The sequence below is a fragment of the Pantoea sp. S61 genome, assembly GCF_016625145.1.
Taxonomy (GTDB): domain Bacteria; phylum Pseudomonadota; class Gammaproteobacteria; order Enterobacterales; family Enterobacteriaceae; genus Pantoea; species Pantoea rwandensis_B.
The window spans coordinates 44,382-60,177 of the sequence record NZ_JACVUO010000013.1; the positions used below are offsets into that span (position 1 = coordinate 44,382).

13 protein-coding genes, 1 pseudogene and 1 riboswitch are annotated in these 15,796 nt (G+C 51.9%); of the genes and pseudogenes, 5 read left to right on the forward strand and 9 right to left on the reverse strand.

What is annotated here, in order from left to right; translation table 11 throughout:
• Positions 1–286: 286 nt before the first annotated feature.
• The 3 genes and pseudogenes from IAE30_RS21095 to IAE30_RS21105 form a co-directional block, all read right to left on the reverse strand.
• Positions 287–373, reverse strand: a pseudogene (locus tag IAE30_RS21095) (NADP-dependent 3-hydroxy acid dehydrogenase); the annotation flags it as partial.
• Positions 374–397: 24 nt separating this feature from the next.
• On the reverse strand, positions 398–793 hold the full coding sequence (locus IAE30_RS21100) for a tautomerase family protein (RefSeq protein WP_200536863.1): 396 nt from the start codon (positions 791–793) through the stop codon (positions 398–400).
• 97 nt (positions 794–890) lie between these two features.
• Entirely contained in the window at positions 891–1,517 is a 627-nt protein-coding gene (locus IAE30_RS21105) for a glutathione S-transferase family protein (protein WP_200536864.1), read from the reverse strand.
• Between the two features lie 142 nt (positions 1,518–1,659).
• Between IAE30_RS21105 and IAE30_RS21110 the strand changes: the two genes are divergently transcribed.
• Together IAE30_RS21110 and IAE30_RS21115 are read left to right on the forward strand one after the other, a co-directional pair.
• Positions 1,660–2,535, forward strand: a complete 876-nt coding sequence (locus tag IAE30_RS21110; protein ID WP_200536865.1) for a LysR family transcriptional regulator — start codon at positions 1,660–1,662, stop codon at positions 2,533–2,535.
• 18 nt (positions 2,536–2,553) lie between these two features.
• Entirely contained in the window at positions 2,554–2,889 is a 336-nt protein-coding gene (locus tag IAE30_RS21115) for a helix-turn-helix domain-containing protein (RefSeq protein ID WP_200537138.1), read from the forward strand.
• A gap of 42 nt (positions 2,890–2,931) precedes the next feature.
• Here IAE30_RS21115 and IAE30_RS21120 read toward each other — a convergent pair whose 3' ends face one another.
• Positions 2,932–3,813, reverse strand: a complete 882-nt coding sequence (locus IAE30_RS21120; protein ID WP_200536866.1) for an AraC family transcriptional regulator — start codon at positions 3,811–3,813, stop codon at positions 2,932–2,934.
• A gap of 137 nt (positions 3,814–3,950) precedes the next feature.
• On the opposite strand from IAE30_RS21120, the gene IAE30_RS21125 reads away from it, so the two are divergent.
• The 3 genes from IAE30_RS21125 to IAE30_RS21135 all read left to right on the forward strand — a co-directional run bounded on the left by IAE30_RS21125 (position 3,951) and on the right by IAE30_RS21135 (position 6,164).
• Positions 3,951–4,694, forward strand: coding sequence for an SDR family NAD(P)-dependent oxidoreductase (locus IAE30_RS21125; RefSeq protein WP_200536867.1), 744 nt, complete (start codon positions 3,951–3,953; stop codon positions 4,692–4,694).
• Positions 4,695–4,709: 15 nt separating this feature from the next.
• Positions 4,710–5,111: a VOC family protein gene (locus IAE30_RS21130; protein ID WP_200536868.1), complete on the forward strand. Its 402-nt coding sequence runs from the start codon at positions 4,710–4,712 to the stop codon at positions 5,109–5,111.
• A gap of 69 nt (positions 5,112–5,180) precedes the next feature.
• On the forward strand, positions 5,181–6,164 hold the full coding sequence (locus IAE30_RS21135) for a trans-acting enoyl reductase family protein (protein WP_200536869.1): 984 nt from the start codon (positions 5,181–5,183) through the stop codon (positions 6,162–6,164).
• 297 nt (positions 6,165–6,461) lie between these two features.
• Here the strand turns inward: IAE30_RS21135 and IAE30_RS21140 are convergent, their stop codons facing one another.
• From IAE30_RS21140 to IAE30_RS21160, 5 genes are all read right to left on the reverse strand, one after another.
• Positions 6,462–7,403, reverse strand: a complete 942-nt coding sequence (locus tag IAE30_RS21140; protein ID WP_200536870.1) for an alpha/beta fold hydrolase — start codon at positions 7,401–7,403, stop codon at positions 6,462–6,464.
• A gap of 96 nt (positions 7,404–7,499) precedes the next feature.
• Positions 7,500–8,267 (reverse strand): 3-oxoacyl-ACP reductase, encoded by a 768-nt coding sequence (locus IAE30_RS21145; protein WP_200536871.1) that lies wholly within the window; start codon positions 8,265–8,267, stop codon positions 7,500–7,502.
• Positions 8,268–8,295: 28 nt separating this feature from the next.
• Entirely contained in the window at positions 8,296–9,747 is a 1,452-nt protein-coding gene (locus tag IAE30_RS21150; RefSeq protein WP_200680929.1) for an acyl-CoA reductase, read from the reverse strand.
• Complete coding sequence (locus IAE30_RS21155) at positions 9,744–10,826, reverse strand: long-chain fatty acid--CoA ligase (RefSeq protein WP_200680930.1); 1,083 nt, start codon at positions 10,824–10,826, stop codon at positions 9,744–9,746. The genes IAE30_RS21150 and IAE30_RS21155 overlap by 4 nt, the downstream gene beginning before the upstream one ends.
• A gap of 99 nt (positions 10,827–10,925) precedes the next feature.
• Positions 10,926–11,055, reverse strand: a riboswitch (TPP riboswitch).
• Positions 11,056–12,396: 1,341 nt separating this feature from the next.
• Positions 12,397–15,084, reverse strand: coding sequence for a cation-transporting P-type ATPase (locus IAE30_RS21160; protein WP_200680931.1), 2,688 nt, complete (start codon positions 15,082–15,084; stop codon positions 12,397–12,399).
• Positions 15,085–15,796: the final 712 nt, after the last annotated feature.

The following is a 15,796-nucleotide window of genomic DNA, read 5'->3' on the forward strand; positions in this document are numbered from 1 at the left end:
TGAGGCGGGAGATGGGATTTAGGAATTTGGCTAGAGAACTGTACATTATTACCTGGCACTAAATTTGTTAAATGGCCACTTTAAGTAAAGTGGCCTTTGCATTTACTATTGCGGTTTACTGCTTGCAAACTTAATAAACAACTCGTTAAATTCATCACTTCCAATTGGCACTTCTGCATTATGAGAGAAGTTCTAACAAAATACTTTCCATCAAATGGAGTTGGTGACTGCCCTCGCTTAGCAATTAAAATCAATATCTCCTTATCTTTATAGGTGAAGTTAACGCTGCAATGACCCGATGTCCGTTTGAAACGAACATTCGTGTAATGGCGGCTCCGAGGCCTGAGGTCGCACCTGTAACTAAAATTATCATGGCTGGACCTTTAAAATTCTGATTTCAGACACTGCCTTCCTCAACGTAGGAAGCCACACCATTACCGAAAGACCAGTCTGGCTTATCGTTATTTGAAATAAAGACCTGAACATCTTCCTTACGGATCCCGCAATCAGAAAATAGCCGATCTGCTATGCCGTTATACAGCGCCTGTCTCATCGGTGTATCACGCCAGCGGTTAGCTAAAATATGAATGAACACAATGTCATCAGTTCGCTCAATGTTTAAGAAATTCTTACCGTAGAAAAGCGAATCCTTGTCATACTGATCAATGACCTGAAAGCGATCTTCAATCGGCACGGTATAGGTCTCTACAAGCGCCTGGTGAACTCCATCTGCTATAGCGCGCAACTGCGCAGGGGTCTTACCTTTGATTAGAGAAATTCTGACGAATGGCATTAGCTTTATCCTCTGGTGGTTTAAGAGACGATGTTTAAATCAGGTAATTACAAGTGATGACCATCTGATCAGGATGGGTGCTGCCCCATGACGCCGATTATGTTAACGGCGTCATTACGGTGGCCTGATAAGCGGGTCGTTGCTTCAGACGGTCATACCAAGTGCGCAGATGTGGCATATCCGCACGTTCGATAGGCATTTCGAACCAGCCGTAAATGAAACACCCCATTGGGATATCGCTCATGTTAAAGGTGCTACCAGATAAATAGGGTTGTGCTGATAGCGTGTCCTCGACAATGGTCAGCAACTTTTCTACCGTTTTCACCCCATGGCGAATTTTCTCCCAGTCGCGTTGATCTTCAGGAGTTCGTACCACGGCGTTAATAAGGAAGCGAAAAGGCTCAGTTAACGCGGACGTTGTCCAGTCCATCCATTTGTCAGCGGAAGCACGTGTCTGGATATTGTCTGGATAAAGCCCGGAACCAGCACCGTATTGAGCGGTTAAGTAGCGAACGATTGCATTAGATTCCCATAGGATAAACGAGCCGTCCTCCAGTAACGGCACCAGGCCATTGGGATTCTTTTCCAGATAATGTGGTTGATCAGTAATGCCAAAAGGGCCACCTGCATTGATGGATTCGTAGGTAAGCGCCAGCTCTTCAGCCGTCCAGATGACTTTACGTACATTTGCAGAGTTTGTTCTGCCCCAGATTTTCAATTTCATGATTTACTTCTCCTAACCGGAAACTTCAGATCTAACGGGAAATCCGTCTCAGGGCCGGCCTTAGATGAATTATGCAGCAGCCCTATCCATCTAAAAAGCCGTAATATATGATGGCTTCCATCGCTTTTCCCGGGAGATAAAGATGCATCATGGGTTCGATTTAGAGCAGCTTAAAACGCTCGTTGCGTCAGCAGATGCAGGTAGTCTGACGGCGGCAGCAGCATTACGTTTTCGTTCGCAATCAGCGATAAGCGAGCAATTAAATAAGCTTGAAGAGGCCGCTGGGACACAGTTAATGATTCGCAGCAAACAAGGTGTTCAGCCCACCCACGCTGGTGAACGGCTTATAACCCATGCACGTGAAATCCTGGCGTTATCAGATGCGGCATGGAGAGACATGCACGGTGTGTCAGTAGAGGGAGAAGTCAGGATCGGTATTTCTGATTACTTTCAGACTCGGTACATGGTTAGGCTGTTAGCCAAAATTAAGCATCAGTATCCCAATCTGAAAATGTCGACACAGATTGCAAAGAGTGACGACATTGTAAATGCTTACAGTAAAGGCGATGTTGATATAGCAATCATTCTGCGTGCGACAGAGTCTGATCATCCATCGCTGCCTAATGCAGTAGCCCTCCGCAGCGAACCGATGCTATGGGTGGCAGCGCGTGATCAGCCCATTTTTCCTGACCACAACGCTATTAAAATTGCTTTACTGTCGGAAACTTGTTCACTACACAGACTGGCCCGTAATGAACTGACCCGTCATGGTATTAAGCATACCGTTGCTCACATAGCCTCGGGTGTAGCAGGCCTTCAGGCTGCTGTAGCGGCGGGCCTGGGCATAGGCTGTCTGAATGCTTCGGCAGTCATAGAAGAACAGATGGTTGAAGTGACCGGACTACCAGCACTTCCGGCAGCCACTATTTTTTTACTGCCGCCTGATCCGCAAAAAGGACAATTAACCGAGCGGTCAGAGGCAGTGGTACAGGCAGTCGTTGCGACGTTAGCCCCATAAACTTAATGCGATGAAAAAATCTCCAGCAGATTATTGCTGGATCAAATTACAGATAAATGGCCCATCCTAATCCTGTCTGTATTGTGTAAAGAGCCGTTGCGTTTCAAGGAAATAAAAAGAAATATGAACGGGATAACCCAAAAATCGCTGACTCAGTGTTTGCGCCGTCTAGAACGTAACGGCATTGTCAGCCGACGCGTTATCCCCACATCTCAGGTTGGCGTTGAGTACAGTATTACGCCTTTAGGTCGTACACTTGAAACGCCTTTTCAGGCTTTATTTGACTGGACAGTTAAATACTACACAGCCGTAGCACATGCTCAGTCCGAATTTGACTCGCGTAACCTTGAATGATCCTTTCAGACCAGAATTACGGGTATTAACAAGAGCGTGAGATTATTTCCTGCGATCCATACTTCGCAGGTCTGCTGACGGCGACCGGCCAAACTGGCGAGCATATTCACGACTGAACTGCGTGTGGCTCTGATATCCAACTGAAAAGGCAATCTCGGTAATACTTGCATCTGAAGTGGAGAGCCTGAGCCGGGCCTGCATCAGGCGCATTCTTTTCTGATACTGGACAGGACTGAGTGATGTCACTGCACGGAAGTGTCGGTGAAAAGCAGAGACACTCAGTGCGGCCATGTCTGCCAGTTCTTCAACACGTATGCTCTGCATGTAGTTTTGTTTTAGCCAGTTAATCACTTTGTGGATACGTGCCATATGCGTTTCAGGCGTTGCAATTTCGCGCAACATCCAGCCCAGCGGTCCCTGCAGCACCCGGAACAGGATTTCGCGCTCATAAGCCGGAGCCAGAGCCGCAACTTCATCCGGCTTATTAATCAGACTGAGCATTCTGACCCAGGCGTCCAGCAGTTCCGGGGTAACGGGTGCGACTGAAAAACCCGCGTTGTAAAGAGAACGCGAGCCAGAATCAGGCAAACCGGCCAGCAAATCCGCAAGAATCTCCGACTCAGGCGTCAGGCTCACAGCCAGATAAGGTGCAAGAGTGTGCTCATCGGCAAAGACCTGTCCCACTGCGGGCAGATCCACCGACATCACAAAGTAGGTTGCGGGATCGTATCGCAGCGTTCTGTCACCAACCGTCATGCTTTTAGACCCCGTCAGGATCAGGTTAATCATCGGCTCATAAACCGCAGACAGGCGATGTTCAGGGATTTCTCCCTGCACCATTGCAACCCTTGGAATGCCGGTTTCGGTACGCTGATTACCCGCACCGGAGGCGAGTTCTCGTAGCTTTTGTAATTGTTTTTCCATCCCCGATTGATATCACGTCGCTGTAAGCACAACAAGAGAAAGGCAGGATTAGGCAAATAGTGAAGAGGATCGCATCAGCCTTACGCCCTGCACAAGCGTAACCTCTGTTCCGTCAACACCCACTCGCAGAGGCTAATATGAAAAATGTTTTAATTACCGGCGGCAGCCGGGGCATCGGGGCCAGCACCGCCCTGAAATGTGCCCGGCTCGGGTATCGCGTCATACTGACCTGGAACAGCCAGTCTGACGCTGCCACCCGTGTGGTGGAACGTATTGAGGCGGAAGGTGGCGAAGCCATCGCGTTGCAGCTGAACGTTGGGAATACCGGTTCCTTCAAACATTTTCGTGCTGAACTTGAACAGGTGATGCATTCACGCTGGGAAGATAGCGGCCTGGATGGACTGGTGAATAACGCCGGATATGGGCTTTTTAATCCGATTGAAACCGTTACCGAGAACCAGTTCGACAGCCTGATGAATGTACATCTGAAGGGACCTTTCTTTCTGACGCAGACGCTACTGCCCCTGCTGCGCCACGATGCGTGCATCATCAACATGACGAGCGCCACCACGCGAGTGGCCACTTCAGGCGTTGCCCCTTACGCCGCCTTTAAAGGGGGACTTGAAGTGCTAACCCGCTATATGGCTAAGGAGTTTGGGGAACGCAGGATCCGGGTCAATGCCGTCTCGCCGGGTGCAATCCGGACTGAACTGGGAGGAGGACTGAACGAGGAGTTTGAAAATCTGCTGGCCTCACAAACGGCACTGGGACGAGTCGGTGAACCGGAAGAGGTTGCGCGCGTTATCGCCTCTTTACTTTCTCCCAATGGCGGCTGGATCAATGCTCAGACGATTGAAGTCGCGGGCGGATATAACATCTGATTAAAGGAGCACGCTATGCTTGACCATCTCTTTCTTTCCGTCAGTGACGTTGACCGTTCAGTCAGCTTCTATGCACGCGTATTACCCGCACTTGGTATCACTGTCCGTCACGATTATGACGGTAGCGAGGGACCTGCCGGACATCCTGACCTTAAAGGATTTGGTTCAAATGGAAAAATATTCTTCTGGCTGCGTCAGGGAACGGTGTGCCCGGATGCCATCCACGTAGGTTTCGCAGGCGATTCCGAATCTGCTGTCAATCAGGCTTACGCCGCAGCTCTGTCGGCAGGTGCCACCGTGATTCATCCTCCCGGCCCGCAGCTTCATTATGATCCTCGCTATTACGCGGCGCAGGTCAGGGACCCCGACGGCTACAGCCTGGAATTTGTTTATAAAAGCTGGCAGCACGGTAAGTAAGACTGTGATGACGAATTCCTGTCCGCTCAGATCCACAATGATTCCTTCAATTTCAGGTACAGAAACTTCATGAAAAGCATCATGATTTACGGCGCAACCGGTTACACTGGCGGTCTGATCACCGCTCATGCTCTGACTTGCGGCGGCCCGCTTATTTTAGCCGGACGAGACGAAAGAAAACTCGCCGCTATGGCCGCAGAGTTAGATATCCCTTATCGGGCCTTCTCTCTTGCCGATGCAGAAACAGTCAGTGCGGCGCTTAAGGATGTTGCCGTTGTGCTGAACTGTGCCGGCCCTTATATGTATACGGCCAGTGCTTTGATGAGGGCGGCGGTGGACAGTAAAACGCATTATCTGGATGTCGCTGCTGAACCCGACAGTTACAGACTTGCTGAGATCCTTGATGCTGATGCAGCGGCTGCAGGCGTGATGCTCCTACCGGGATGTGGTGGCAGTGTGGCTATGCTGGGTTGCCTGGCTGCCCATGCGGCAGAGCGGATATCTGCCCCGAAAAAAATCGCCCTTGCTTTGAATGTCGCCGGGCCGATGTCGCGAGGATCCGCCATTAGCGCGACTGAAAATCTCTCGCCGCAGTGTCTCAAACGCTCAAACGGCAGATTAATACCTCAGGAACCTACCCAAACAAGACATTTTGATTTTGGCGTTGGGCCCTTAAAGTGTTTTCCGGTAACACTACCAGACCTGACAACGGTATGGATGACCACAAACATTCCAGACATTGAGACTTTTGTGCATCTCAGCGGCACAGAATTTCCACAAGGGGACCTGTCACTTTTAGCGGATGGCCCAACAGCACAGGAACGCCTGGATAACCGATATCAGGCTGTCGCTGAGGTCGTCAATGCGAAGGGAGACGTTGTGCGGATGTTGCTCGAAACGGTGAATGGCTACAGTTTTACCGCCATGGCCGCAGCGGAGGCAGCACGTAGAGTGCTGGCGGGAGAAGGAAAACCAGGTTTTCAGACGCCCGCAGGTTTATTCGGGAAACATTTTGCGGAAACCATCGCCGATACACGGATCTCTGAAGAGTAAGTCCTCTTTCTGGATGACTTAAGGGGTCAATTAATGTTGGCCCATTTAAATGTTCTGCCTTCATATCCTCAAACATTTTGATGGACTTTCTTATCCCTAAGCTTCAACACTTCACATAGCCTTTTTGATTAACAACTTCATCCATAGGTTCCGCTGTGTCCGCAGGTCGCTCATAGCAGCCCTTCCCATCTCACCCCCACATCTCTTTCACATCACACATGCATCCCGCGCAATATCTGCGTCAAACACTCTATCGAACCGAAGCAACGGCCCATTCCGGCCGCCCCTACCGGAATCTCAGTCAGTTTGCGACTGTTTTTGGCTAGCATCGCCATTCAGAAACGACTCAACCACGGTAGAAAACCGTTCTGGTTGATCAAGCATGACAAAGTGAAAACTGTTATCGATCTGAGTGAAGTGGATATCGAGTGCAGCAGCATAGGCTTGCCGATACATCGCCTCCACGCTGGCTGCAGGTACGCCAAATAAAGTGTCATACGCGTATACGACCTCAATCGGCGCGCTGATACGGCTAAGTTCGGGACGCAAATCGGTGACCATCACTTCATACACTGCGTCGGCAATGGTTTTACGATCGGAATGAATTCCCGCTGCCACCAGCGCAGGCCTCACCGCTTCGGTCTTGGCTAAACGGGCGATGGAGACCTTCTGAAACTCGGCGAATTGCTCCGGCGATTGCCCCAAAATCGAATTTCGCATGGCAGTGGCCTGCGGGGCGACAGTTTCGCTGGTCGCTGCAGGATTGAACAATAGCGAATAAAATGGCAAAGCATCAACGACCATCACGCGCCCCACCAGGTCAGGATGACGGGCGGCCAGCATCAATGCCATTTCTCCCCCAAGAGAATGGCCGATAATCACCGGGGCTTTGATGTGCTGGGCGTGAATGTATTCAGCGATGGCGTCAACTGCCGGAGCGATGACCTTTCCGTCCGGGTTGGCAATGGCAGGCGTACTCGCAAACCCCGCAAGCTCTACAAGATGAATGCGATGGTTCTTGCGTAAATTTGCAGACAAATCAGCCCAAACGTCACGCGACGATGCCAGCCCCGGGATCAATATGACATCTGTTCCCGAGCCTTGCGTCTCCACCGAGATACGCTGCGAGTTCGGATGCTCTGGAGTCACAGGCAATGGCTGCGCTGCGGAAGCCGATATTAAGGACGACGCCATTAAAAGCGTTCCACCGATTACGGCGCGGATACTTGCGGTCTTCATTAAACCTCCCTGTTGACGTTAAACGGTGTGAGCAAATCTATAATCAGACTCACGCTAACCCATCGAGCTTCCTACCCTATCAGCTTTCACCCCTTGTTACCCCATTACCAACCCGCCATCGACATACAGCGTTTGCCCGGTGACAAACTCGCTCCATTCTGACGCTAAAAACATCACCGGACCGGCGACATCCACTGGCTCGGCAATCCGGCGCAGCGGCGTTTGTGCGGTGATAAACTCGCGCACGTCTTCCCGCGTGGCGCGGCTGGCATCCGTGGGATACACCAGACCCGGCGCAACGCAGTTAACGCGAATGCCCAGCGGCCCTAGCTCTGCCGCTAGTGAGCGACTGAAGCCAATCAACGCAGACTTCGCCGTGACGTAATCGTGGTAAGGAACAGACGGACGAGCCACTAAATCGCTGGAAAGATTGATAATGCTGCCGCGCGTGCGTGAGCGCATCAACGGCAATGCAGCCTGGCAGACATTGTAGGCCGCGCCAACCGCACCGTTAAATTGGCTTTGGTAGCCCTGCCACGACGTTTCCCAAAAGCGCTGTCGATTGTCGGTATCGAAAACATAGGGCGCGAAAGCATTGTTGACCACCGCGTCCAACCGACCGCTGGTGTTGGCGATCTGCTCCATCATCGCCGCTACCTGCTCTGCCGAGGTGACATCGGCACGAATCGCCAGGGCTGAACCGCCCAAAGCTTCACAGCGTTTTACCACTTCATTCGCTGCGGCTTCACTGCGCAGGTAGTTCACCACCACCAGCGCGCCCTCGGCGGCGAAAGCCTGCGCGATAGCCGCACCAATGCCCCGGCTCGCGCCCGTCACCAGAATCGTTTGATCAGCAAATTTCATCGTATTACCTCCTGTAAAAAACGTGGATTCAATCCGCATAGGGCGCGAAGCGCTCAGCGGCAGTTTCAGCAGATGCGTCTATTTCCGTAAAAGTGACCAGATCCAGCAGGCTAAAGCGGCCATCGTGATGCCATCCGGCGGCGGGCGATGTCATGTTGCCAAAGGCAGTAATACGGGTGATGCCTGCTTGCCCTAAGCGTGCGGCGAGATGAAACAGTTCATGTGGAGTGGCGGCAACCGCCGCCGTTTGCAGGTAGATTTTCTGCTGCGAAATCAGGGCAATGGCATCATCAATCTCATCAACAGCCACCACTTTAAGCGTGCGTCCGAGTGCTGAAGGAATCAGCGTTTCGGGTTCATCCACCATGACCACAGCCCAGCTATCCGTTGGCTCGCCAAACAGGATGCGATCGCCCTGCAACGCACGAATCTCTTCACGGCTACGCCAGGCTGCCACGCTGTTCACTTCGGCCGAAGAGAGCGCGCGACGCGGAAATTTGCGCGCCAGCGCCCGCAGTTCATGGGCGATATACTCCGCGAATTCCTGCGGCGAGATGCGTCCGCCACGTTCCACAAACAGCATTTGCGGTGAGTAACAGCCCGCCTGGTCATAACGCATCACGTCATAAGCCACGCGCTGCGCCAACTCGACGCCCTGACGCGTATCCAGCGCCGAACGCGCCACCAACCCCACGCTGATTTTATGACTGTGCGGCAGAAAACGCGTGGTGACCGGCAGTTGCTGCCTGATAGCGGCCAACGCGGCATTGCCTCCGTAAGCCATTACCACGTCAGGCTGCATAAACCAGTGCTTTTCTGCTTCGCCCTCTCCACCTTTCCACCACACCACCGCCAGACACTCGCCAAGCTGGGGATCGATTTCAGCCAGCAGCTGCGCGAACCAGCCCGCCATCAGGGGTTCGGCCCCCGGCAACTTACCCACGGTGCCCGCTTTCACCAGCAATCCGCAAATCAGGCTCCAGAGCGGCAAACCCGGTACATTTCCTGCCCAGATATGTAGCAGAAGATCAGGGCCAAACGCCCGCGCAAAACCGCCATTTGGCCTTGGCTGGAAGTCATCCAGCAGTTGTGGATCGTTAAAGTCTTCGGCCAAAAATCGCTTAAGCTGCGGCTGTCGAAATGTTTTGAGATAACCACTAAGCCCAAGGCGAATCATCTCGGCATCATAACCGGTGACTATCGGCAATAGCGTTTCGGCTTTGCGGCGCAGGTGATGGTCTCGATCCAGTAAACGCGCAATGGCTTCATCAACAATCATCACGATCTTCGCCACGCTCAGCGTCTTGAGATAAGCGCGAGCATGATCGCGCACATGTGCGCTCAGAAGCTTTATTTGTGCCGGATTCAGATCGGGAACGTCCACATCCAACCGCTGGCCGTGATGGGTAAAACTCAGCGTGTGCCACTGCACCTCTTCTGGCGACAAACATCCCGGTAGATAACCCGCAACCTCTCTCACATCGCACCCTGCGCAGCAGCCAGAAACTCTTCCATTGCCAGCGAACAGCCCTTTGCATCCGCTCCGGTCACCCGGCCCAGCAGATGGAAGCCGCCCGCGACCGCGCGGCCAGCATCTTCCGTCAGCAAAGCAGAAACCGAATTGAAATGAGCCAGATCATGGTGCACCAGCACGCCAATCTCACCTTCCGCCACCTCTTCGCCGCTGAGTGGATTGACCACGCGGGTGCGGATCCAGTGCGGGCCAGATTTCACCGAAGGACAAGCAACGTTGCCGTCATCATAAAACTGGCTGCTCAGTTCGGTCATGCCGTACATGTTAATGCAGTGCGTGCGCGGTACGCCCAGCGCCGCACTCAGTTCGGTGTAAAACTGCTCGGCCTCAATCTCGCGTGATTGGCCCTTAAACCCGCCGGTATCTAAAATGCGGCTGCCTGCGGGGAGCGCAAAACCTCGCCCTTGGCGCTGCATTTCGTCCAGCAGATGGACAAAGCTGTAGCTCGCGCCCAGCAGCGCATAGGGTTCATCTCGCGCTTCCGCCTGTTCCAGTGCAGCAAAAAGGCGATCCATCGCGATACCGCTGTCATCCAGCAGCACTTCACTCTCCGCTGTGCCGAATCTCTCCATCGCGAGCGTGAGATAGTGCGCCAGCGAAGAGTTGGGCAGCACCTGGTTATCGGGGAACAAAATGCCCATGCGGATGCGCTCATTGCCCGCCATAAAGCGCTGGCGAAAATTCTGCGTCATTGAGCACTTCCAGACATCGAGTGTCGGATGATAGCTGCGACCTTTCACCGTGCCCGTGGTACCGCTGGTCATAAACACGGCTTCGACGTCATCGCTGGCATGACAACTCAGCGTCAGATCCTTGAAGGCGGTGATGGGAATCGCCGGGATGGCACGCCAGTTTTTGACCGTAAACGGCGTGCGGCCACGCTGCATAGCGAAGCGGCGATAAGGGAGGTTGTGTTCAAATTGGTAAGCGAAGACGGCAAGCGCCATGCGGTTAAAGTCGTCGTCGGTTGTATCCTGACGCTGTAGAAAGGTGAGTAAAGCGTCGATCAAAGCAGCTTCAGTCATGGGCGAGTCCACCTGTTGCGATTGCGCGAAATCTCTCAGGCCGGGCCTGATGAGTAGGATCTGTCCGCTACAAAGCACAAAGATGGAATCAGGGCGCAGTGTCGCCCTGTGTTCCGCTCCCTACGCCGGTATTAGCCGGATCAGGTTCGTAGGGTCACTACGTTGCCAACGCGTAAAACGCTGGCGGGTAGAATCTCAGCCCGCTAACCGGGCACCCCCTGGAACAGGTCGCAGTCAATCAAAAGGCCACACAATAAAATATCAATCAACGCACTGATTTTATTGGGCTTACTTTAAATCTACTGCTGACGATTGTTAAAGGTTAAACCATTTACTGTTTTAACACACTGATCTTTTGAGTTGACCCTGCGCACTTCCATTGTTTCCCGCTTCATGGTGATGCGTTGATCAATGTGAACGGTCCTTCTGAGTGATAAGGCTGTGAGGTTTTATCATCAGCTCCCCATTGACCTCAGTCTCAATGATGGAAATATTGTCATGGAATTGCCACACTTCAGGCATTAACAAATTCTTAACCAGGTTATTTGCTGTACTTAGGCTTTATTGCACGATTTATTTGTCTGAGTGCGAATGCAATAAATCTCACAGGCATTAATTTTGCTATGAAATATTCAGATAATCTCCCAATCATTATCAGATAATGCCCCTATCCCAGCAGCAAGACACATCAATTCATTTCAACTAAACGCTTATAAATCCCCTTGATTTTTCGTTAGTTAGACCAGAGACTGTTCGTGAAACAGACCAGAATTTCACGCTAAGATTGGGGCGCTTTGGGGATAATTTTGTGTGCGTCTGGTTATAAGGTATATTCCCAGAGTACAAAAAATCAAAATGACGAATTATCCTGCGTGACCGTTCACCGTAGTCATGCCGTTATTACCGTAGATAAAGACCTGCTTGAAAAAGCCCAGTGCGAAATGTTTGGCAAAACAGCATCTCCCGCGGTTCTCTTCTGTTTCATCAGGAAAGCGCCGCGAAAAATGGCACACCTATTCTCGTTCCGTTTACGTTTAAGCGTCGCGGGCAATCTGCATTCCAGGCCGTGGTGAGATGTTCTGAATGACAAGATATTGAATACGACAAACTTTAATGAGTCGATTGACTCACACAGCAAACGGATTAAAACAATGTATAAGTCAATGAAGTACTACGTATGCGATCACGCCCGCAGGGGCTTGCTGTTGCATACCGCAGGATGTGAACAACTACCCGGTGTCGATTCAAGGGCATTTATTGGCAGTATGTATAACCACAGCCAGGCGTTAACTGTCGCTACGATGCAATATGCGAATGTTCATTACTGCCCGTGCTGCATCACTGTTAATAAGACCAGCGAGACGGCTAAGACGAACGCGACCATGCCAGCGCTGTGCAGAGCGACGAAGCCGAAGCGAAAGAAGCCGGTGAAGGTCGTTGAACCCGTGCGACACTTTCCTCTCTGAGTTGATGAGAGTGAATGTGCGACCACGTTTCAACCTCAGTTTTTACCCCGAACGTCTAAAACGCCGCCCGGACCGCTTAACCCGCGGGACGGGCGGCAATGCATTCAGGCTGTTCTGAATCGACGGGTCAGCGGTTTCTCAACTTCAACAATCAGGAACATCACGAATCCGATGATGAAGGTAATTACCCAATAGCGGAATGGCAGTCCCGTGGTGCCGAACAGCAGCTGCATAAAGGGCGCGTAGATGATCAGTAATTGCAGCACCAGCAATACCGCGCTGACGATCCAGATCCCTTTGTTCATCAGCAGCCCTTTACTCAGTGAGAAGCCATCTGACACACGGCAGTTGAGCATATAGAACCACTGCGCGGTAACCAGCGTCTGCAACAGCACGGTGCGGATAAACTCCGGGGAATAGCCACGCGGCTGCAGCCAGGCTTCCAGCACAAACGCACTTATCGCAATCATCGAACCGACAAACACCACACGCCAGATGGCGAATCCATCCATCACATGCAGTTTGGGATCGCGCGGTGGACGACGCATGATGTTCTTCTCACCCTCCTCAAACGCCAGACCAAACGACAGCGTGGCCGACGTCGCCATGTTCATCCACAGAATCAGTACCGGCGTCAGCGGAATGAGATTCCCAGCCAGCAGCGCGATAATGATCAGTAAGCCCTGCGCCAGGTTGGTGGGCATAATAAACAGGATGGTTTTTTTCAGATTGTCATAAACCCGGCGCCCTTCTCGCACCGCGCTGGCAATAGTGGCGAAGTTATCATCCGTTAGCACCATATCGGCGGCTTCTTTGGTGACTTCAGTGCCTTTAATCCCCATCGCAATACCGACATCGGCACGTTTCAGGGCCGGCGCATCGTTCACGCCATCCCCGGTCATGCCGACCACCTCTTGCTTACTTTGCAACGCCTGAACCAGACGGAATTTATCCTCCGGGCTGGTCCGCGCAAATATGTCGTAGGCTTGTGCGGCATCACTCAACTGGTGATCGTCCATCACTTCCAGTTCACGCCCGGTGATGGCTGAGCCCGCATTGCCAATCCCCAGCATCTGGCCAATGCTCATCGCGGTTTGCGGGTGGTCACCAGTGATCATTTTGACGCGTATGCCCGCTTGCAGGCAGTCACGAATCGCGGTGATGGCTTCAGGGCGCGGCGGGTCCATCATCCCGGCAATGCCCAGCAGAATCACGCCCTGTTGCAGATCCTGATGAGTGAGCTCAGTTTGTCCCGGTAACGCCGGTTTCCAGGCTGCCGCCACCATGCGCAAACCTTCGCGTGCATACTCCTCAATTTTGCCTTCCCACCAGCCGATATCCAGCGGTTGCAGGCCATGTTCGGTTTGCTGCTGCTGACAAAGCCGGAACAGCACATCCGGCGCGCCGGTGATCAGCACGCGCTCTTCGTCACCAATGCGGTACAACGTCGACATATATTTGTATTGCGAATCAAACGGAATTTTACTGCGTAACTCAGTCGTGACCACCGGCAACTGCCCTTTTGCGGCCAGCACCTTGAGTGCACCTTCTGTCGGCCCCCCGGTGATTTTCCAGAAACCGCTCTCATCCTTGATCAGCTGGCTGTCATTGCACAGATCGATGGTGCGCAGATACTGCTCCAGCAAGGAGCCACCCGTGACGGTAATCGGCACGGCGTCATCCGCTTTATGAATGGCGCCAACCGGTTCATAGCTGTCACCGTCTACCCGATAAATATGATCGGCCGTGATCACCGCTTTGACCGTCATCTCATTCATGGTCAGCGTGCCGGTCTTATCCGAGCAGATCACCGTCATCGCACCCAGCGTTTCTACCGTTGGCAGCTTACGAATGATCGCCTGCTGTTTCGCCATGGTCTGCACGCCAAGCGAGAGGATGATGGAGATAATGGCGGGTAAGCCTTCGGGCACCGACGCCACCGCAAGACTGATCAATGACAGCATCAGTTCAGAGACCGGCATATCGCGGAACAGCAGACTAAAGACAAACAGTGCCGCCATCATCGCGAGAATAATCAGGAAGATGGCTTTCCCTAACTTGTCCATTTGCACCAGCAGCGGCGTGCGGTGTTTTTCGATATCGGACATCATCTGATTGATGTGCCCCAACTCGGTCTCTCCACCGGTAGCCACAACCAATCCTTTACCGCCGCCGGAACTCACGGTGGTCCCAGAAAACAGCAAATTGGTGCGGTCGCCCAACGGGAGTTCTCCGGACAATGCCTCCGTGGTCTTCTCCACCACCGTGGACTCGCCGGTGAGAATCGCCTCCTCGACACGCAGATTGTGGGCTTCAATCACCCGCAGGTCGGCCGGAATACGGTCCCCGGCGCGGATCACCACCACATCACCTGGCACCAGCGCAGTGGTCGGCAGCGTTTCGTGGTTGCCCGCGCGGATCACCACCGTTTCACTGGAGAGCATATTGCGAATGCTTTGCAGGGATTTTTCCGCATTACTCTCCTGGATATGGCCAATCAACGCATTGACCACTGCCACACCGAGAATGACCAGCGTATCGACCCAGTGGCCCATCACCGCCGTCAGCAACGCCGCGGCGAGTAACACGTAGATCAGCACATCGTTAAAATGGGCGAGAAAACGGAGCCATGCCGGCTTGCCCGGCTTTTGCGGCAGGGCATTTTCACCGTAATGTTGTAAGCGTGCTGTTGCTTCACTACCCGAGATACCTTCGACTGAACTCTCTGTCTGGCGCAAGGTTTCATCGACAGAAAGCTGATAGTACGACCTTTCCGATTTAGCAGTATTCATCGCTTTCTCCTCAAATCCTGTTTCGGAAATCAAGGCGGTGACATCGCGTTATTAACAGATCCACTTCAAATACAAAGACAAACATCCACGCACTGCCTGAGGTGAGTCCGGTTTATAACTGAAAGACATGTCATTAATGGCTACTCAACGAAATTGAGCAGGGAAATAATCTATACAGCGAACTTTTGACAAGAGAAATGAACGTTATAAACGTAGCACAGGCTATTCAACTCACTCTGCTTTGATGAGGAAAGTTATCTGCAATGAAAAATCAACTTCCTGATGAATTTTAAATCAAAGATAAATAAGGCATTTTTAGTGCGGGTAAATTAAAAAAAACCTATGTTAATGAAATAAAGGGAAAAGCCACACTTTGTTTTTATCCTGTTAAGGTGGTTTATCATTCTATTCAAATGATAAAAGTCAGACTTAAATTCCATGAGTTGCACCAAAGATAATGCATTTATCAAACTTTACATTTTTGGATATCCACAGCTATGCTCATGCATAACAAATAAACCTTAACCATCACTCCCATCCCGCGCAGTGAGATGACTCTTTTATACCCACTGTTAATGGAGGTAACGATGCCGGACTATAGTCTGCTCCGCCTGAGTCTTTATGTGATTCTCGCCATTGTAACCTGTTCAGTCGTAGGGTTATTTACTTACGCCGTTGTTTCGATGCTCGGCGAGTAAAGACCACGCTAATA

Excerpts from the sequence above, each read along its gene's own strand:
- IAE30_RS21145 (WP_200536871.1), bottom strand. The coding sequence starts at position 8,267 with ATGAAATTTGCTGATCAAACGATTCTGGTGACGGGCGCGAGCCGGGGC.
- IAE30_RS21155 (WP_200680930.1), bottom strand. The coding sequence starts at position 10,826 with ATGACTGAAGCTGCTTTGATCGACGCTTTACTCACCTTTCTACAGCGT.
- IAE30_RS21130 (WP_200536868.1), top strand. The coding sequence starts at position 4,710 with ATGCTTGACCATCTCTTTCTTTCCGTCAGTGACGTTGACCGTTCAGTC.
- IAE30_RS21120 (WP_200536866.1), bottom strand. The coding sequence starts at position 3,813 with ATGGAAAAACAATTACAAAAGCTACGAGAACTCGCCTCCGGTGCGGGT.
- IAE30_RS21140 (WP_200536870.1), bottom strand. The coding sequence starts at position 7,403 with ATGAAGACCGCAAGTATCCGCGCCGTAATCGGTGGAACGCTTTTAATG.
- IAE30_RS21110 (WP_200536865.1), top strand. The coding sequence starts at position 1,660 with ATGCATCATGGGTTCGATTTAGAGCAGCTTAAAACGCTCGTTGCGTCA.
- IAE30_RS21135 (WP_200536869.1), top strand. The coding sequence starts at position 5,181 with ATGAAAAGCATCATGATTTACGGCGCAACCGGTTACACTGGCGGTCTG.
- IAE30_RS21160 (WP_200680931.1), bottom strand. The coding sequence starts at position 15,084 with ATGAATACTGCTAAATCGGAAAGGTCGTACTATCAGCTTTCTGTCGAT.
- IAE30_RS21125 (WP_200536867.1), top strand. The coding sequence starts at position 3,951 with ATGAAAAATGTTTTAATTACCGGCGGCAGCCGGGGCATCGGGGCCAGC.
- IAE30_RS21100 (WP_200536863.1), bottom strand. The coding sequence starts at position 793 with ATGCCATTCGTCAGAATTTCTCTAATCAAAGGTAAGACCCCTGCGCAG.
- IAE30_RS21105 (WP_200536864.1), bottom strand. The coding sequence starts at position 1,517 with ATGAAATTGAAAATCTGGGGCAGAACAAACTCTGCAAATGTACGTAAA.